Origin of the sequence: Oceanobacillus sojae, from assembly GCF_007991515.1 — a bacterium.
In the GTDB taxonomy this organism is placed as follows: Bacteria; Bacillota; Bacilli; order Bacillales; family Amphibacillaceae; genus Oceanobacillus; species Oceanobacillus sojae.
Genome location: NZ_BJYM01000013.1, coordinates 71,002 through 89,262, shown reverse-complemented (window position 1 = coordinate 89,262; position 18,261 = coordinate 71,002). Strand labels below are relative to the sequence as shown.

The following is an 18,261-nucleotide window of genomic DNA, read 5'->3' as shown; positions in this document are numbered from 1 at the left end:
TATAATGATTTTTAGCAAAGCAGGTAATTATGATTCAAGCTCCAGTCTTACCAGAAAAAGCCTGCCACCCAGACTCCATAAATTGTGGTGACTTCCAGGTTGCTGCACTCCACGACGTGAGCGGTTCTCACCATTTATCATTCAGTACTTTTTAAACGCATATTAAAATGCATTCATTAATTTGTATCAAAAGGGGAATTATGAATGACTATATCCATGATAATACATGAATTTAAAATGATGCTCCGAAGCAAAAAGAATGTTTTATTTATTATCGCATTGATTAGTCTTATCGTTGCTTATTGTTTTTTAATTTTACCTAATAGGGAAACAGCTGATTCCTTTGATATAGAAGAGAAGGAGGCTGAAATGGAGAACTTGGGAGCTATGCGGCAGGGGATGATTGATAGAGGAGGAACCGGCTTCAATCGTATGACCGGAACCCCATATGCCCAAAATACATATGAATTTCAAGTGAAAAGCCGGCTGGTGCATGCTTTCAAAGACCAGAATTTCCACCGTTTTGTTCAATTGAAAATGAAAGAAAACGATTATGACACGCGTATAGCAAGTCTGGATTGGAATCTGATTGCCGATGCGCCTTATCCAAGTCTGGATATGGAACGTAATATTGAATTAACAAAGCTTCGTTATCAAGGTTATTTAGATGCAGACGTATCGATTACATATGAAATGATTGAACAAAAAACAGCCTTGCAGACGTCTGTGAAATTTATCCTTGATACGACTGCTGCTATCCTACTATTTTGTGCAATTTATTTCAGCAGTGACATGATAACGAGGAATAAAGAACATCGCAGTGTCTTGCAGGGAGTACCGGTTGGCTGGTATCGTCTGATTAATGTGAAGTCATTCGTTGCTTTCCTGTATACACTTGTCATTTTGCTTGGATTATTCCTGCTGGCAATGCTTCTGATTGCTATCCAGAATGGCTTTGGTTCGTTCAAGCTGCCGGTGCCGATTACATTGCCGAGCTCACAGCCGGATGATTATATGGGCTACCGGTTCAGTGAATTTGATAACATGACGATTGCAAAATTTCTACTTTTGTCACTGGGCATTATCCCGGTTCTTATTTACCTGTTCATCCGGTTAAATGCTATTTTCAGTCTATTATTTAAGAACCCCTGGATTGTTATCATGGTCAGTACAGTTCTTCTGTTTGTGGAGAGAATCTACTATTCCAGGACAACAACAGAGCTTTTTGGAATCGATCTGAGTTATTTCCCGCAGACCTATTTTGATTTTGGACGGGTCATTTCCGGTGAAAAATATTACTTGATACATTTAGAGTCCATTACCTATCAGCAGGGGATTATTGTCTTGTTAAGCAGCATTGTCGTACTGGAAATCATTCTGTTTGTAATTTCCCGAGCGATAAACAAACGTAAATTTTATCGCAAAGCGGCATAATTGGAAGATATGTTCATCGGACAATGATGAAATCACACTAGCCGGAGAGGATAATTCATATGTTTCGGAAATTTAGCCTTTTTGAAATCAAGCTATTATTGAGAAATCGGAAAAGCGCCTTTATCGCTCTATTTCTGCTGCTCTTCTTCCCTTTGTTTTTTATGTACTATAGTCAGGAGGAGCCGGAAACCTTAACAGAGCAGAAAAGAGCAGAAACACAGGCCTCCTATGCCATTTTTTATCATCTCGATCAAAAGCGTCATGATATGCCAGAGGTAGCGGAGGTATATGATTATCATACACAAATTCAAAGTCTGCTCGGTATGCAGGTGTGGAATATTGGCAGCGGAAAAGATGGAGAGCAATACGTTGAAGACGGGCTTGAGATTAATCAATTAAGACTGAAGGTGCATGAGTTAGGAAATGAAGGTATTCCAGATTATTTAATCATTCCAGAGGAAGAAATATTAAAGGAAAATGCATTGCTGGAGTATATTAAACAGAACGATTTACCAATTGATTCAGAATCATTTATGACCAACAATTATTTTGCAGATGCCTTTGCAATGGTGTCCGGTCTGGTGTTTTTGGTTATTATGTTAATAAGCGGGAATGAATTACTTGTTTATGAGCTGAAGCACCAGTCAGTGATGCGCGGCTTACCTTTAGCATTTATGCGGAAGGTAACAAGCAAGATTATGGTTTATGGCATATTTATTTACTTGCTTCTTCTCCTCGGATTTTCGATAGGCAGTCTGTATCTATCGTCGAAAATGGAAGGAAATGAATTCTCCTTTCCCATACTTATCTATCAAAATGAGGAATATACAGCGATTTCAGCCAGCCAGTACCTTCTTTATCTCTTTTTAGGGATGGCTCTGGTTATCATTCTCTTATTATTGCTATCTATTTTGTTAAACATGCTTTTCAAGAATGCTTTTGCAAATATACTGGTCGGCCTCGGTATTTATCTATTACCTGATATTGCAATGGCTGCCGGGTTCAATTGGAACTTCTTGCATCCAGTTAAATTTATTGATATGAGCAAGGTCCTGTCCGGTGAACTTGCTGTTGAACTGGAGAACAGCTTTATTGATTATTGGAATGCAATGGCTGTATTAGGTGGTCTCAGTCTACTCTTAATCGGTGTAATTTATGCTATTAATAAAATTAATTACCAGAGAGTGCCTAAGGATATGCCGCTGGAAAAAACATTCTAAAATAAACAAAGAGAAAAGAGGTTTATCATGCTGAAGCTGAAAAATATTTCTGTAAGCTATAAAGATAAAGTAGTATTAGATAACCTTTCACTTACGGCAGAAAGCGGAGAAATCATCGGTTTAGTAGCTCCAAATGGAACTGGGAAGACAACCTTATTTCATGTGATTTCTAACTTCTTAAAGCCCAATAATGGTACAGTTATCTTTCATGACAAGCTGCAATATAAAACGGAAAGAAATGAAATAGCGATTCATAAGCAGCTGACGACCTTTCCGGAACAGAGAGATTTATTTGAAGAGCTGAGCGGTATAGATCATATGAAGCTGTATGCAAATATGTGGAAGGGAAGCACGGGGAATGTTCAGAAGATTTGTAAACAGCTCCATATGGAAGGGTACGTAAAAAAGAAGGTAAAAACATATTCCCTGGGGATGCGTCAGCGATTATGTTTTGCTATGGTTGCTGCTGCAGATACACCTGTTATGCTGATGGATGAATTAATGAATGGGCTGGATGTAGCGAATGTTGCCCTTATTTCAGAGTATCTGATGGAGATGAAAAAAGAAGGAAAGCTGATATTTGTAGCATCGCATTTGCTTTCCAACCTAGATTTATATGCAGATCGTGTTCTTTATTTAAAAGATGGTAATATTATTCATCAGCAGGATTTCAGCCGTGCAGATGAGAAATTTATCAAAATAGATCTATCCTCTGAGGAGTATGGAGCATTAAAGGAATCTTTGCCGGAGGACCATCTTTATATTGCGAACCATCTATGCTGTATTCCTCTTGCAAAATTGGATGAAGCTGAAAAGAATGCCTGGATTACCAGACTGTCTTCTTATGAAGATAAAGAATTAACAATTGGACCGCTCGGAACAGCTGAATACTACGAAAAATACTATCATGAAGATAGTAAGCTGTAATGCTATGAGGAAGGAGCGTGGATGTAGTGAAACAGATGTATTTCCTCATTATTGTTCTAATTTGTTTGTTTGTGCTGGCTGGATGCAGTCAAAACTCCCCTAAATCAAAGAAGGTATTAAGCTATCAGGAAAATAGTGAAATTATTGGAGAAGAAAAGGAAGAGATTATTGGAGAAATCAGTGATACGATGTATGAATCTATTGACCGCAGTAATGCAGAAGCAGAAGAAATTGTCATCGGTCCACTCCCAAGAGAGGGAGAAGAAATTACTCCACCGGAAGGCAGATACAGCATTGGTATAAGCCCCGAAGATTATTATCAATCTGGCCGCGTGCTTGTATATGATGAGGAGGATATGCTTCTGATAGAGGCGTTGGTGGATGGTTATTATGGAGTGAGCAGCATAACTGTAGATTTAAATGGTTCTCATACTGTCTATGCAGATGGAATTGACGAGCTTATCCTGATTCCAGAAGAGACAAATAGTTCCAATGAATTAACAGCGGGTATTTCGGAAGTCGGGAAAGATATTGAACCTGGAAATTATTCTGTTGTAACAGACTCGGAGTATGGAATGGGCTACCTGGAGATTTTTGAAGAAGGAGAGCAGCCGCAGGTTTTTGAAGTTTTGATTGATCCGCTGGAGCCGGATATTGATGTGGAATTGAAGGAAGGACAGAAGGTGAAGATTACCGGTTGGAATGGTTTGTATACTCTGCAGTTTGAACCGCAGTTTTAAAGAAATATTATGGGGATTTGAATGTATTCGAAGTTCTTTTTTCATAGAGAATTATTTGAAACTCTCCCGGCTAAAAAGAGTGACTGATAATAAATTTATGAAGCCGGGAGATATTGAACACTAATCCTATGAGCCTTTCAACTAACAAAAACCTTAATGGAGTGAAAAAATCACGAGACTTTGTGAGAGAAAAGCAATCATTCCTACAAAAAGGAATTTTCGTTTTATAATAATAAAAGAAGGCTGCGCTAAAAGCTCTACATGAAAAAAGCCTGACTAACTAGAAACCGAAACGGGAAAATCTTTCGCAATTAAATCATCCAATGAACAAACGCGCTGATAGTCATCTTTATATTGAATATGTGATGATTGAATCAGTATTGGTGAAGTGACACCCGCAGCTGCCGATATACGAAACAGGCTTTCACGGAGAGTAACGAGATAGTTCAATGCCCGGTAAGCCTTTTCATCGACAACAAGTGCTTTTTGTAGCTTTGGGTCTGTGGTGGCTACACCGACAGGACAGCGATTGGTATGACAGATTTGCGCCATAATACAGCCGACTGTAATCATGAATGCACGCGCAATCTGAACGAGATCTGCGCCCATACCAAGAATGACGGCAATCCGATCTGCCGTAAAAAGCTTTCCGGAAGCGATTAATTTAACGCGGTCGCGAATCCCGTACTTTTTCAATGTCTGGTCTGCAATGATAACCGCAGATTTAATGGGAAGACCAACCCGGTCTGCCAGTTCCTGAAAGGTTGCACCTGTTCCTCCTTCTGAACCATCTACCGTAATAAAATCAGGACCTGTACCGGATTCTCTCATATAACTGGCAATGTCTTCTAATGCGTCCGGGCTGCCGATAACTAATTTAATGCCAACGGGTAACCCAGTATGATTACGAATCTGCTCGATAAAAGAGAACATAGACGGAACATCATCAAATTCATGGAAGCGATTCGGACTGTTTATCTCCTGATAGGGCGCAACATTACGTATAGCAGCAATTTTTTCTGTTACTTTTTCTGCATCGACATGCCCTCCACGGGTTTTTGCTCCTTGCGCAAGCTTAAGCTCAAAAGCTTTGACCTGCGTGATTTCGCTCTTTTCCTTTAGTAAATCCCAGCTGAAATCGCCTGCTCTTGTACGGACACCAAAAAGCCCGGGACCAATTTGGGCAATGATATCTGTATTCCCGGCTAAATGATAATCAGACAAACCCCCTTCACCAGTATTCATCCAGGAGCCCCCAGCCATTCCAATCCCTTTAGACAAGGCAGAAATTGCATTTTCACCTAATGCGCCATAGCTCATCGCAGACATACCAATCAGTCCCTTTACACGAAAAGGTTCTCTACAGTGTGGGCCAATAACTACTGCATGTTTGTCGTTTAAAAGCCAGGGCTGAATTTGTTTATTCTCTAATTTTTCTTTGCGGCTTAATAAATTATCTTCTTGTACGGCGTAAATTTTTGAATCAATCTGTTTTGTATTATCTACATCTAATTCCTCCTGCTGTTTAGGAAACACAGCATTTTTTACATAAAAATCCGCCTTCTCAAAATCACGCCGGGAACCAAAGCCGATCATATTTTTATGATATTTGGCAGGCATAATAATATCGCGATAATCATCACGGGAGAATGGTTTACCAGAGGTGTCTGCATCAAATAAATACTGTCTGAGCTCTGGACCTGCTTTTTCCAGTACATATCGTATCTTGCCAAGCAGCGGGAAATTGCGCAAAATGGCATGTTGTTTTTGCTTTCGATCCTTCCAGTATATGTAGATAAATAAGACGATTGGAACAAAAATAATAGCAAAAACCAAAACGGCTAAAGAAAGCAGAATAAATATCAGAGAAGAAAATTCCATGTTGAATACCTCCTTTACTTGCTTTGCTAAAAAGATAAAGATGTTAATGAATATGGAAATTTTCTAAAGTGCTATAGTATCTTGATACCCTTTTTGAGAAGGATTACACGTATATTTTAGAGGACAGGTAATCGTAGTTTCAGGCCCATTCACAGGAGGATAAAGAGAAAAAATCCCATTGAATAAAAGCCCACTTTACCAGGAAAATTGCAGTACAACCAAAAAAGAGTATGATAAAATAAAAAACTAAAATTAATATGCGATATATATCCTAAGATAGGTATACGCATCTTAGTGTATTTTTTTCTGGATCGAAATTGGCCAATGTTCCATCAAGCGTATACTCTTGTAATATAATTATTCATTTATTAGTGTCGACCCACTGATATAAACATAAAACCATTTAGTATAGAGTACAGGAGAGATATCGAATGAAATTAAAGAGAGTGTGGGATAAGTACGCAGACGAAACCAAGTTTAATTTTTCAATTATCTCGGAATTCCTTGATGAGTTTGGCAAGGAGATGGTTTTGAAACCAGATACTGTCATTGTCTCCAGGGGTGATTTCCCGACACATGTTTACTTTATTAAAGAGGGAGTAGCTACCGGTTTAAGAGATTATGAGGATGGAAAGGACTATAATTATTTTCAGGTGGACCAGACGAACGGGAATATAGGATTGCTTGAAGTCATTTCCAGGAGGGAAAAGTATATTGCTACCATTACATGTTTAACCAAAGTTACATTAATCAAGGTTGATTCTGCAATGGTCTATCAATTAATAATGTCTGATATTTCACTATTGCGAAGGTGTTCTGTCCTGCTGGCGGAAGATTTATATAGCAGATCTGGAAATGATGGTCTGTTTTATCATTATCAGGGGATTGATCGAGTCCGGTATTATTTAACCCGATATTATGAAGATAAAGCGATGAAACAAGCAACGGATAGCATTTATATCGGTGATTATTATAAAGATATTGCCAGCCAAACAGGGATAAGTCTTCGCACTGTGGGGAGAAGTATACAAAAATTAAAAGCACTTGATGAGATAACTGGTTTAAATAGAAAATTAATGATGACAAAACAGCAGTATATTAAGATGAAACAGCATATTTGGGTTAGCGAAGATAAGTTATAACATTAACAAATACTTATATCAGGATTAAATACAGACGATTCACAAATTGGCAGGGCATATTTCCTGCTTATCCCAATGCCATTTTACTTGAATAGTGAAGATAAAAGTTACATCTGAAAGGACATTTGACCTTTCAGTTTTTTTCTATAGGAGGATATACTGGGGTTAAACATAGAGAACCTTCCAGGAAATGAGAGCGCTTTAAGTATATTCAATTACAAATCTTTGGCAAGGAGATTATCCTGGATGCCATTGATGGATATACATTATAAAATCTAATAAAAAAGGAGCAGGATGATGAAAAGAGGGATAAAGCATGATTTCTCGTTACTGGCACTGTTATTAATTCCAGTAGGTGTTTCATTGAATGTGGTAGGGTATCAACTATCAACCATTCTTAAGCTGCCTGTGTTTATTGATCAAATCGGAACCATCATGGTATCAATGATTGCAGGTCCATGGATTGGACTTTTAGCGGGACTTTTAGGGAATGTTGTTAATGGAATGCTGAATCCAATTGCAATAGGCTTTAGCATTGTGTCAGTAAGTGTTGGCCTTGTATCAGGATACTTTTCCAAATGGAGATTCTATACAAATATTTTCGGAATCATTATAGCCTGTGTTCTTTTGACCATTGTACAGGCATTTTCTGCAGCTATTGTAACTGTTTTTCTTTTTGGTGGTGTGACCGGTGCGGGAACAGATTTAATTACAGCAACATTTCTTGCAACAGGCAGGGAATTATGGAATTCCGTTGTATCTACAAATCTCATTTCAGGAGCAGTCAATACCATTATTAATTTTGGAATCAGCTGGCTGATTATCAGAAAAGTACCAGACAGATTTTTAATTAAATTAAATTACGGTGCACCTTATATTAAGAAAGAGGTGAACGTAAATGGATAGCCGCATAGGGAATTTGTATCCTTCTTCCAAATTTACTTTTATAATACTGATTATTCTGTTGAGCATGTTTGTACCCGGATTTATATTTCAGTATATGATTTTTCTATTCATCTTTCTAATAAGTCTCTTTTCAGGGACAGCGATAAAATTTTTAGCAACGTTTATGAAATCTATTCCAATTCTTATAATATTTATTTTTATCTTTCAGGTTTTTCTTATTGTGAATGAGGATTCTCAACAAATATGGGCATTTATCCATTTCTCTCAAATAGGCTTAATGACAAGTTTAACGATGACATCCAAAATCGTTGCCATCAGTTCAAGCATCATTTGGTTTTTCCAGGTCACACGAGTTAAAGATATCGTTTATGCTTTAGAGCAATCAGGTGTTTCGCAAAAGGTAACCTTTGTGATTGCTTCTACGATTCAACTTATTCCTCAGATGCTGAACTTATCTAGAACCATTGCAGATGCTCAGAAATCACGGGGAATTGAAACGGAAGGAAACCTGTTCGTCAGAGCGAAGGCATTTATTCCTATGATTGGCCCTCTAGTTCTGTCTTCTATTCAGCAAATCGAAGAAAGAGTACTTGCTTTAGAGTCACGTGCATTTTCTTCAAAAGCCAAAAAGACATCGATTTATGAGTTGAAAAAACAAAAATTCGATTATATTATCATGATATTTTGTATACTTGTTCTCATCGTGTATATTGTTTGGAGGATAAAATTATGAGTATTATATCATTAAAAAATATTAACTACACTTATCCCTTAGAAGAAAAACAGACCATCCATTCCTTTTCTCTGGACTTGGAAAAAGGATGTGTTTACGGTTTAACAGGGGCAAATGAATCCGGAAAAACAACAATATGCAATATCATCAGAGGGTTTATACCTGAGTTATATAAAGGGGAATTGACTGGAGAGGTTATGATAAAGGGGAAAAATATCAATGATTATAACATTGGTGATCTGGCAACTATTATTGGTTATTCATTCCAAAACCCTTTCACACAATTATCCGGAGTAAAAGATACTGTCTATGAAGAAATCGCCTATGGCATGGAGAATATAGGTGTCTCACGTGACAAGATGATCCAGAAAGTTAATGAGATTTTGAAAATGTTCCAATTAGAAGACTTAATAGATAAAAACCCTTTTGAACTATCCGGAGGACAGAAACAAAGGGTAGCTATTGCATCAGTTGTTGCACTTGATCCAGAAATAATTATTTTAGATGAACCAACTTCACAATTGGATCCTAAAAGTACCGAAGATATTTTTGAAATCATTCAGTTATTAAAAAAACAAGGTAAAACAATCTTACTGGTAGAACATAAGGTAGATTTACTGGCTGCATATTGTGATGAAATTTTATTAATTAGTTGTGGAGAACTTGTTATGCAGGGGCCGGTGAAAGAGATACTATCGGATCCCAAAGTAGTAGAGTATGGGGGACAATTACCTCAAGTGGCTTTATATTTTATCAAAAAAGCAGAGGCGAATGGTTCATCAGCAAGTCAGGTACCATTAACGGTTCAAGAAGTTTATGATCATTTAAATAAGGATGGTGAAGCATAAATGTCCTACCTTTCTCTAAAAAATGTATCGTATTCTTATGCGAATGGGTATGAAGCTGTCCAAAATATGAATTTAGATTTTGATTTAGGTGAATCAGCCGCTATTATCGGACAGAATGGTGCTGGTAAAACAACAGCAGTTAAATTAATGAACAGGCTGCTGATACCAACAGAAGGCGAGGTATTCGTCAATAACCTTTCTACAAAAAAAGCGACAACAGCAGAGATTTCTAAAATGATCGGTTATGTATTCCAAAACCCGGATGATCAAATTTTTCAAGATACTATTTATAAAGAAATTGCGTATGGCCTGAAAAATCAAAAGCTAGAATCAGCTGTGATGAAGAACAAAGTGGAGGCTGCAGCCGAAATTTGCGGATTGAAAGAATCCTTAAATGAACATCCATATAATCTGCCATATTCTAAAAGGAAATTCATTACCATTGCAGCAGTGTTGGCTACTGATCCAAATGTAATTATTTTAGATGAACCCACGGCAGGGCAGGATAGAGAATCAATAGAACGCTTAGGCAAGCTGATTAGTCATTTAGCAAATCAAAACAAGACAGTTATTACAATTACACATGATATGGAATTTGTTGTTCGTGAATTTAAGCGAGTTATTGTTTTGGCAAATAAGCAAAAAAGAAGAGATGCTTCGCCAAGAGAAATTTTCTGGGATAAAGAACTTCTGAAATTAAGTGATTTAAAACAACCGTTTATATGTCAATTAGCAGATACCTTGGGATATAAAGGAATTCTCACGATAGAAGAACTGCTGGAAAGGGATAAAAATGAAACATATTATAATTGATTGCGACCCGGGACACGATGACGCATTAGCCATCATAACTGCGATTGCTAATAAAAAGAAAATAAATATTCTAGGTGTGACAACCATTGGTGGAAATCAGACATTAGAAAAAGTCACTGCTAATGCAAAAAATATATTGGAGTATGTTGATTCTAGTATCCCTTTAGCGACCGGGCAAGCAGAACCTCTAACGAAAAGTTTACGTATTGCTCCGGAAGCACATGGAGACAGCGGAATGGATGGCCCTTACTTTCATGGTGAAAAATACCCGATTGCTTCCGATAATGCTGTTCTATTTATGTACAATAAAATTATGGAATGTGATCACAAGGTGATTTTAGTCGGGTTAGGTCCTTTGACAAATATAGCATTGCTGCTAAAAGTGTTTCCTCAGATAAAAAATAAAATAGAATATATCAGCATTATGGGGGGAGGGCTGGATCATGGTAATATAACCCCCCTTGCTGAATTTAATATCTATGTAGATCCGGAAGCAGCGAGGATTATATTTCAATCAGATCTTCCCATTGTCATGTCTGGATTGGATGTTACCGAGAAAGCAGAAATAACAGTAGATGAAATTGAATCATTGCAGCATAAAGGCAGAGTGAGTCATCTGGCCTATGAACTGCTCCATTTCTATAATCAATCTGGGAGACAATTTGGCTTTACTAACAGTCCGATACATGATCTATGTGCTATCGCATATATATTAAATCCGGACATATTTTCTGGATGCTTCTATTCAGTTGATGTTGTGACAGATGGAACCGCAAGAGGTTTGACCTTTGCCGATAAAAGATTCGTTTCCGATAAAACAAAAAACACTTTGGTATTGGACGAAGTAGATAGAGATAAGTTTGTAGATTTGCTGATAGAGGCCTTAGCAGTGTTGGATAAGAATTAGTAGATGGATAAATGGAAAATCACAGGAAAACAGTGTATTTTCATTGTTTTTCTGTGATTTTTATGAGGGCGTTTGAACTTTGAGTTTCTATACTAATAATTTTCATTATAAAAAATAGCCATTTCTACTAAATATAAACACTTTCTTGCTCATGCAGTTTTTATTGTAATTCTTGGTCAATATAACCCTTTCAACATTTTACCTTGATAAATGGAAGTTTATCAAATATTTATTTCTATTCCCCTTTCTCTTTTTCGATTCCGAACGTTCTCTAAAGTTGGAATGGAGAGCTGTCCCCCAAGCGATTCCACAGAAATGGAAGAGGTTAGTGAAGAAATCAGTATAGTATCTTCTAAAGAATAATTATTATCTAAGCAATAGGCAAAAGCCCCATGGAATATATCTCCTGCCCCCGTAGTATCAACAGCCTCTGTGGTAAAAGGGGGAATATGATAAATATTTTCTCCCTTTTTGTAGATAGACCCATAACTCCCAAGGGTAATTACGATCGTATTTGCGTTTATTTCCTCCAGTCTGGAAAAGGTGTCCTTCCAGGTTTGATCATCATTCATATCGATAGTTACTCCAGAATATTGATAGGCGAAGTCTTTGGAACAGACCAGATAATCAACAGCTTTAATAATATCTAAAAGTTCCGGTTTAAAAGTTCCGGCGTCCATTAGCGTAATTGCCTGCGGGTATCTTTCGACTGCTTTAAGAATACTTTCTTTTTCATGCCCGTCAATGAGAATGACGTCTGGTGAGTGATCCGGCCATTTTATCTCAAAATTTTCCTGAGGCAAAGGATTATTTAGAATGGTCCGGTGACCATTTTGCTGATTAACAATGATACAGCTGATACTGGTAGCCAGCTGATTATCCATTTTTAATGAGCCAGTATCAACTCCGGCAGTCCTTAATTGCCCCATTATTTTCTGGCCGAATAAATCCTCTCCAATACGTGCTATAAGTGAAGTCCTGCTTCCCCACAGTGCGCACAGATAAGCTGCATTTGCAGCAGGTCCTCCCATACATTCTATTCTTTGCGGAATACGGTATTTTTGATTTTCAACAATCGGTGTATCGGCAGGGAATGTTATATCGTAAACTGCCTGGCCGATAGAAAGAATACTCATTTGATTACCTCCTTGCCATTCATATTGAGAATTTCATTACTAATATAATTGTACTCAATTTTGCAATGTAAATGGTTCCATAAATAGAAGGAATAAGAAAGCATTATGAAAATCTATTCATTTACTGATATATTCTATAATTGTCCGGGTAATGATGTTTAAAGGGATTCTGGAATAAACATCCAATCCTTTAATCTTCATAATATTTTCGGTATGTCCAAGAATGGTTATATCTGATAGTTCCTCTAATTTTGTTCCCGGTTTACAACAGATAGTAACTATTTTGGCATTATTAGTCTTAATAGCCTTTGCAGCACGTGCTAATTCAGGAGTGGTACTTTGAATCGTAATAAAAATGGCTAAATCTCCTTCTTTGACAATTTTCCCTGCATTAAGCATCCACATAACATCCTTGACAATTACCGTATTAAATCCTACCAGCTGTAAATACATTTGGAACTCTTCTGCTACCAGAGCTGTAAATCCTCTTGAAAAAATATATACACGATTGGCGTTTTCTATGAATTTAATCGTATCGAGTATGGCAGTGGTGCTTATATTGTCTATCGTATAAGTACATTCACGAAAAGACTTTGCCAAAATTTTATTGACTTCATAAGGAGAATGGTTTTCTCCTTTTTTTTGTTTTTGTTCTGAAATTTTGAACTTTAACTCTGAAATTCCTGAAAAGCCGCATTTTTGTATGGTCCTGGAAACGGTAGCTGAAGAGGTGAACGATTTTTCAGCAATACTGGTAATCGACATTACAGGAATTTTATCTTCATTTTGATTTATATAATCTATTACAAGAGCTTCAGATTCTGAAAGTCTTTCGTAAATTTCTTTATCCAGCTGGATAATCATCTTAAATCCTCCTAATTCTGTAATCAGCAATCTATGAAAAACAAAGGTGCTATATGATGAATAAGTTTTCAAAATTGCCTGCTTTAGCTGATTTTTCGGGAAACATTTTCACTTAATCAGCGACTGAAAGCGTTTTTATTACTATATAATGAAATTAATAAATATACGTATATTTAAATATTATAACATCCGGATGTTTAGGTCTATCCGGGATTTAGAGAGTATCTGAAGTAAATAAGCAGGTTGGAGGATTATAAATCATGTATGTCACATTAAAAGAAGTTTTACAAGAAGCTGATGACTTAAATATGGCAATAGGGGCTTTTAACACGCATAATTTAGAAATGTTTCCATCAATTATCAAGGCTGCATATAGACAGAAATCACCAGTCATTGTTCAAGTCAGCAGCGGAACTGCCAATTATATCGGCTATCAAAATTTGGTGGCTGTATGTAAATCGATGACAGAAGAATATGGTGTCGATGCAGTATTGCATCTGGATCATGCTAAAGAATTTGATGATATTCGTAAGGCAATTGATTCGGGATTCAGCTCTGTAATGTATGATGGTTCTTCCTTTCCCTTAAAAGAAAATATTCTGGGGACAAAGCGCGTGGTAGAGTATGCTAAAAGATTTGGCGTAAGTGTGGAAGCCGAATTAGGAACGATTGGTGGCGCAGAGGAGGGCATTATCGTTAATCAGGATGAGGTGCAATTAACGAATCCTAAGGACGCAGCTGACTTTGTCAAACTGACAGGGATTGATGCACTTGCTGTCGCTATCGGCACCAATCACGGGCAATACAAATCAAAAACATCTATCCATTTTGAGCAGCTTGAAATGATAAAAGATGCAGTAAGTATCCCATTAGTTATTCATGGAGGAACAGGAGTTAAAGATGAAGACGTTAAAAAAGTCATTGATTTAGGTATTAGAAAATTTAATGTAGGAACCGAATTATTAGTTGGATGGAATCAAAAATCAAAGGAATTGTACGATAAGAATAAAGAAAATGTATCGAGCAGAAATAATATTATTCCCGGATTAGAAGTGATTGAAGAAATTGTTGAGAGGAAGATACAGCTATTCAAAAATATAGAAGGGTGAGGTAATACATCGTGAAGGCTGGATTTTATATTGGAGATTATAAATATGAAGTAAGAGATATTCCAAATCGGGAACCAAAAGAGTCTGAGGTGAAAATCAAAGTCGCCTGGTGCGGACTCTGTGGCACGGATATTCATAAATTCCAGGGGATGAACGGTGCAAGTGTGGTCATCCCTCCCATTATCCTGGGGCACGAATGCTCAGGCGTCGTTGAAGCAGTTGGACCTGATTGTACTTTATTTAAACCGGGAGATCGTGTAGCCTGTGATCCGAGCTATGGATGTGGAAAATGTAATTGGTGCAAGCAGGGATTCCCTAACTTTTGCCATGAACGGCACGGGGTAGCAAAGGGGTTTAGTGAGTATGTATACCCTCCTGAGAAAAATGTCTACCTTATATCAGATTCGCTTGATTTGAAAAGTGCTGCTTTTACAGAGCCGCTATCATGCGCTGTCCATGGACTGGATCTAATAGAAATGGAAAGCGGGAAAACAGTTGTCATGTATGGTATGGGCGCAATAGGCTCTTTAATGCTGCAGTTGCTCTCCCTTTCTGGGGCAGCAAAAATTATTGTAGTGGAGAAAGAAGCAGAGAAGCGAAAGCTGGCAATCGAGTTAGGAGCTTCAGAAGCAGTAAATGATATGGAAATTGAAGATATCAGTCAAGAGATAAATGTTGATTATGTCATTGAATGTATCGGCTTGAAAAAGACAATGGAGCAGGCGATAAGAATAGCAGGTAAGAAAGGGAAGGTACTCCTATTTGGATTAGGTAATCCAGATGAATTCGTAAGTTTTAATCAATTTGAAGCTTATAAAAAAGAGGTAAGTATTTATACTTCCTATTTAAATCCTCATACCTCCCAAAGAGCAATTAACTTATTAGAAGAAGGAAAAATTGATACAAAGAAAATTATTAGTGCCGAGCTTAACTTAGATGAAATTGGAACCGAATTACAGAACCTGACACATTCAAAAAAAGGTAAAGTAATGGTTTATCTGAGCGGAGAATATTAAATTAATCCATTAGAGGGGTGAATCAAATGGTTTTATCGGGGATATTGATAGCTTTACTGGCAACATTAGGACAATGGTGGTTTTTCGGGCCTATCACAAAATGTCTGGTATATCCATTAGTAACAGGGACGCTTGTCGGAGTATTTATGGGCGATCCGATGGTGGGAATGTTAGCCGGAGCAAATATACAATTGATTTATCTGGGCTGGATTTCCGCAGGCGGGACAATGCCCAGCAATACAATCGTTGCAGGTGTATTCGGTACAGCTATGACATTATTATCTGGAGCAGAGCCTACACTGGCTATTACATTTGCTATACCATTCAGTATGTTTGGCTTATTGTTAAACCAGGTGTATATGACTGTAAATGCTGCATGGATTCATCGGGCAGATAAATTGCTGGAAAAAGGTAATCTGCGTGGAGTGCGGCTGATGAATTATGTACCTTCGTTTTTTGTAGCTTTTATATTATATGGTGTGCCGGCATACTTATTGGTTGTTTCAGGAAGCAGCTGGGCACAGAATTTAATAGAAACTGTTCCCGAAAGTGTTATCAGTGCTTTAGAGGTTGTCGGGGGAATCATGCCAGCTCTTGGTATTGCCATGCTTTTGAATTATTTAGGAAAGAAAAAGCTTCTTCCATGGTTTATCGGCGGTTTCTTCCTTACTGTATACTCCGGCCTGGGAATAACGGGAGTCTCAATATTCGCAGCGGTTATAGCTATTATCTTATATTATAATAGCAGCAAGCCTGCAGAAGAAAAGAAAGGAAAAACAGTAAAACGGCTGACTGTAGATAAAAAAATCAATCCAGTTACCGTTACTGGCGATGCAAATGCGATACAGCCGGCAGAGGAATATACGAAGAGGTTATCGAAAGCGACCTTGGTTAAAACATGGTTATGGTCTACCTCTGCAGAATCTTGTTATAATTATGAGAGATTACAAGCCTTGGGATCTGCCAATCTCATGTTAACACCGATACGAAAATTATATGATACCAAGGATGAGCAAGTAGAAGAGCTGAAAAAGTATATGATCTTTTATAATACGGAGCCTCATACAATTGGCCCGATTATTAACGGTATAGCTTGTTCGATGGAGGAAGCACGTGCCAATGGGCAGGATATAGGTGAAAATGATATTAATTCAGTGCGGACAGGACTAATGGGACCTGTAGCTGGTATTGGAGACACGGTGATGCAAGGAATTCTTTTCCCTGTTATCTTCGGGATTGGCGTTTCGCTGGCCTTGGAAGGAAGTTATCTAGGTCCAATTCTGGCAGTGTTAATTTTTGAATTACTCATTTATGGATGCGGTTACATGATGTTCTTCACTGGATATAAGCAAGGAAAGACATCATTGCTTAAAATACTGAAAAGCGGGACGATTGATCGTATCATTAATTCCTTCAGCATAGTGGGATTAATGGTAGTCGGAGCTTTAGCAGCCAGTCTGGTCAAAGTGATGACACCTTTATCAATAGATATTGGAGAAGGAACGACCACCTTTCAAAGTGTTTTAGATTCCCTTGCACCGGGATTGATCCCGTTAGGAATTACACTATTTGTCTGGTGGATGTTGAAAAGAAAAGTCAATACTGGCTGGATTATACTGGCAATATTCGTACTGGGGATTGCCGGCTATTATTTAGGGATTTTAGGATATAACGGATAACAATGAGGTGAATGTATGGTCAATGTTATATTAATCAGTCATGGAGCTTTTTGCCAAGGTTTATTACAAAGCTTAAAAATGGTGGCAGGAGAGGACTTTGGTGTTAAAGCGGTCTCTTTAAATGAAGGAGAAGCGCCGGAAGAGTTTAGGGTAAAGCTGGCGGAGGCCATCAAAGAGAATCATACAGATAGTGAACAAGAAACAATTATATTATCTGATATTCCAGGAGGCACTCCTTTTCAAAGTGCGGCATATTTGGCGAAGCAGTATAAGATCGGTTTAATTTCAGGGATGAATTTACCGATGCTGCTGACGCTGTGTTTTGAAAAATCACGAGATAAAAGCTTAGAAGAATTGGTCAATAAAGTAACAAGTGAAGGCTCATTAGGTGTTCAGGCGAAATTATTTAAAGAAGGGGAGAAAAGTAAACGTGAAAAACTTAGTGTTGACAAGAATCGATGATAGGCTTATTCATGGGCAGGTTATGACAGCCTGGATAAAAAACAGAGGAGCAGAGCAGGTAGTTATTGTAGACGATGACACGGCAAATGATGAATACATGATTGAAGTGCTTGAAATGGCTGTGCCGGAAGAAATAGCAATCGGCATTTTTACAAAAGAGGATGGCGTGCGATTTTTTGAGCAGGGTTTAGATGCACCCACTATCCTGCTGGTAAAAGGCCCGAAAGTATTAAATTATTTAGTGGATAACGGTATTAATATTGATGAAATAGACGTAGGAGGAATGGGAGCAAGAAAGGATAGAACCGTTTTATATAAAAATATTTCAACAAACGGTGAAGAAAAGGAACAATTTAATGAGCTCCTGGACAAAAAGGTAAATGTATATATACAGGTGATGCCGCAGGATAATCCTGTCAGTATTTCCGAGTACTTGAGATAGGC

Annotated in this window: 18 protein-coding genes; 15 read left to right on the top strand and 3 right to left on the bottom strand. The window is 37.7% G+C overall.

Going from position 1 to position 18,261, the window contains the following annotated elements:
- Positions 1-204: 204 nt before the first annotated feature.
- The 4 genes from OSO01_RS15430 to OSO01_RS15415 are packed head-to-tail and all read left to right on the top strand — an operon-like array spanning position 205 to position 4,321.
- The gene (locus OSO01_RS15430; RefSeq protein ID WP_147211368.1) at positions 205-1,434 is read left to right on the top strand and encodes a hypothetical protein; all 1,230 of its coding nucleotides are present in this window, start codon (positions 205-207) and stop codon (positions 1,432-1,434) included.
- Between the two features lie 59 nt (positions 1,435-1,493).
- Positions 1,494-2,654 carry a hypothetical protein gene (locus OSO01_RS15425; RefSeq protein ID WP_186813677.1) on the top strand — a complete coding sequence of 387 codons (1,161 nt, stop codon included), beginning with the start codon at positions 1,494-1,496 and terminating at the stop codon, positions 2,652-2,654.
- Between the two features lie 27 nt (positions 2,655-2,681).
- Positions 2,682-3,581: an ATP-binding cassette domain-containing protein gene (locus tag OSO01_RS15420; RefSeq protein WP_147211366.1), complete on the top strand. Its 900-nt coding sequence runs from the start codon at positions 2,682-2,684 to the stop codon at positions 3,579-3,581.
- 17 nt (positions 3,582-3,598) lie between these two features.
- Complete coding sequence (locus tag OSO01_RS15415) at positions 3,599-4,321, top strand: hypothetical protein (RefSeq protein ID WP_147211365.1); 723 nt, start codon at positions 3,599-3,601, stop codon at positions 4,319-4,321.
- Positions 4,322-4,597: 276 nt separating this feature from the next.
- Here the strand turns inward: OSO01_RS15415 and OSO01_RS15410 are convergent, their stop codons facing one another.
- Positions 4,598-6,202 (bottom strand): FMN-binding glutamate synthase family protein, encoded by a 1,605-nt coding sequence (locus OSO01_RS15410; RefSeq protein WP_147211364.1) that lies wholly within the window; start codon positions 6,200-6,202, stop codon positions 4,598-4,600.
- A 431-nt stretch (positions 6,203-6,633) separates the two neighbouring features.
- On the opposite strand from OSO01_RS15410, the gene OSO01_RS15405 reads away from it, so the two are divergent.
- The 6 genes from OSO01_RS15405 (at position 6,634) to OSO01_RS15380 (ending at position 11,551) form a co-directional block, all read left to right on the top strand.
- A complete protein-coding gene (locus tag OSO01_RS15405) occupies positions 6,634-7,344 on the top strand; it encodes a Crp/Fnr family transcriptional regulator (protein WP_147211363.1) in 711 nt (236 codons plus the stop codon).
- Between the two features lie 297 nt (positions 7,345-7,641).
- On the top strand, positions 7,642-8,250 hold the full coding sequence (locus OSO01_RS15400) for an ECF transporter S component (RefSeq protein ID WP_147211362.1): 609 nt from the start codon (positions 7,642-7,644) through the stop codon (positions 8,248-8,250).
- The gene (locus tag OSO01_RS15395) at positions 8,243-8,983 is read left to right on the top strand and encodes an energy-coupling factor transporter transmembrane component T (protein WP_147211361.1); all 741 of its coding nucleotides are present in this window, start codon (positions 8,243-8,245) and stop codon (positions 8,981-8,983) included. The genes OSO01_RS15400 and OSO01_RS15395 overlap by 8 nt, the downstream gene beginning before the upstream one ends.
- Positions 8,980-9,831, top strand: coding sequence for an energy-coupling factor ABC transporter ATP-binding protein (locus OSO01_RS15390; protein WP_147211360.1), 852 nt, complete (start codon positions 8,980-8,982; stop codon positions 9,829-9,831). Before OSO01_RS15395 ends, OSO01_RS15390 begins: the two co-directional genes overlap by 4 nt.
- Positions 9,832-10,644, top strand: coding sequence for an energy-coupling factor ABC transporter ATP-binding protein (locus OSO01_RS15385; RefSeq protein WP_147211359.1), 813 nt, complete (start codon positions 9,832-9,834; stop codon positions 10,642-10,644).
- Positions 10,625-11,551 carry a nucleoside hydrolase gene (locus OSO01_RS15380; RefSeq protein ID WP_147211358.1) on the top strand — a complete coding sequence of 309 codons (927 nt, stop codon included), beginning with the start codon at positions 10,625-10,627 and terminating at the stop codon, positions 11,549-11,551. Before OSO01_RS15385 ends, OSO01_RS15380 begins: the two co-directional genes overlap by 20 nt.
- A gap of 221 nt (positions 11,552-11,772) precedes the next feature.
- Here the strand turns inward: OSO01_RS15380 and OSO01_RS15375 are convergent, their stop codons facing one another.
- Both OSO01_RS15375 and OSO01_RS15370 read right to left on the bottom strand, forming a co-directional pair.
- Positions 11,773-12,687, bottom strand: a complete 915-nt coding sequence (locus OSO01_RS15375; RefSeq protein ID WP_147211357.1) for a carbohydrate kinase family protein — start codon at positions 12,685-12,687, stop codon at positions 11,773-11,775.
- A gap of 117 nt (positions 12,688-12,804) precedes the next feature.
- Entirely contained in the window at positions 12,805-13,551 is a 747-nt protein-coding gene (locus OSO01_RS15370; RefSeq protein WP_147211356.1) for a MurR/RpiR family transcriptional regulator, read from the bottom strand.
- A gap of 260 nt (positions 13,552-13,811) precedes the next feature.
- On the opposite strand from OSO01_RS15370, the gene OSO01_RS15365 reads away from it, so the two are divergent.
- Genes OSO01_RS15365 through OSO01_RS15345 form a run of 5 tightly spaced genes read left to right on the top strand, consistent with a single transcriptional unit; the run spans position 13,812 to position 18,259 of the window.
- Positions 13,812-14,660 carry a class II fructose-bisphosphate aldolase gene (locus OSO01_RS15365; protein WP_147211355.1) on the top strand — a complete coding sequence of 283 codons (849 nt, stop codon included), beginning with the start codon at positions 13,812-13,814 and terminating at the stop codon, positions 14,658-14,660.
- A gap of 11 nt (positions 14,661-14,671) precedes the next feature.
- A complete protein-coding gene (locus OSO01_RS15360) occupies positions 14,672-15,676 on the top strand; it encodes a zinc-dependent alcohol dehydrogenase family protein (protein ID WP_147211354.1) in 1,005 nt (334 codons plus the stop codon).
- Positions 15,677-15,702: 26 nt separating this feature from the next.
- Positions 15,703-17,355, top strand: coding sequence for a PTS system mannose/fructose/sorbose family transporter subunit IID (locus OSO01_RS15355; protein ID WP_147211353.1), 1,653 nt, complete (start codon positions 15,703-15,705; stop codon positions 17,353-17,355).
- Positions 17,356-17,370: 15 nt separating this feature from the next.
- Positions 17,371-17,817, top strand: a complete 447-nt coding sequence (locus tag OSO01_RS15350; RefSeq protein WP_147211352.1) for a PTS sugar transporter subunit IIA — start codon at positions 17,371-17,373, stop codon at positions 17,815-17,817.
- The gene (locus OSO01_RS15345; RefSeq protein WP_147211351.1) at positions 17,786-18,259 is read left to right on the top strand and encodes a PTS sugar transporter subunit IIB; all 474 of its coding nucleotides are present in this window, start codon (positions 17,786-17,788) and stop codon (positions 18,257-18,259) included. The genes OSO01_RS15350 and OSO01_RS15345 overlap by 32 nt, the downstream gene beginning before the upstream one ends.
- Positions 18,260-18,261 lie beyond the last annotated feature (2 nt).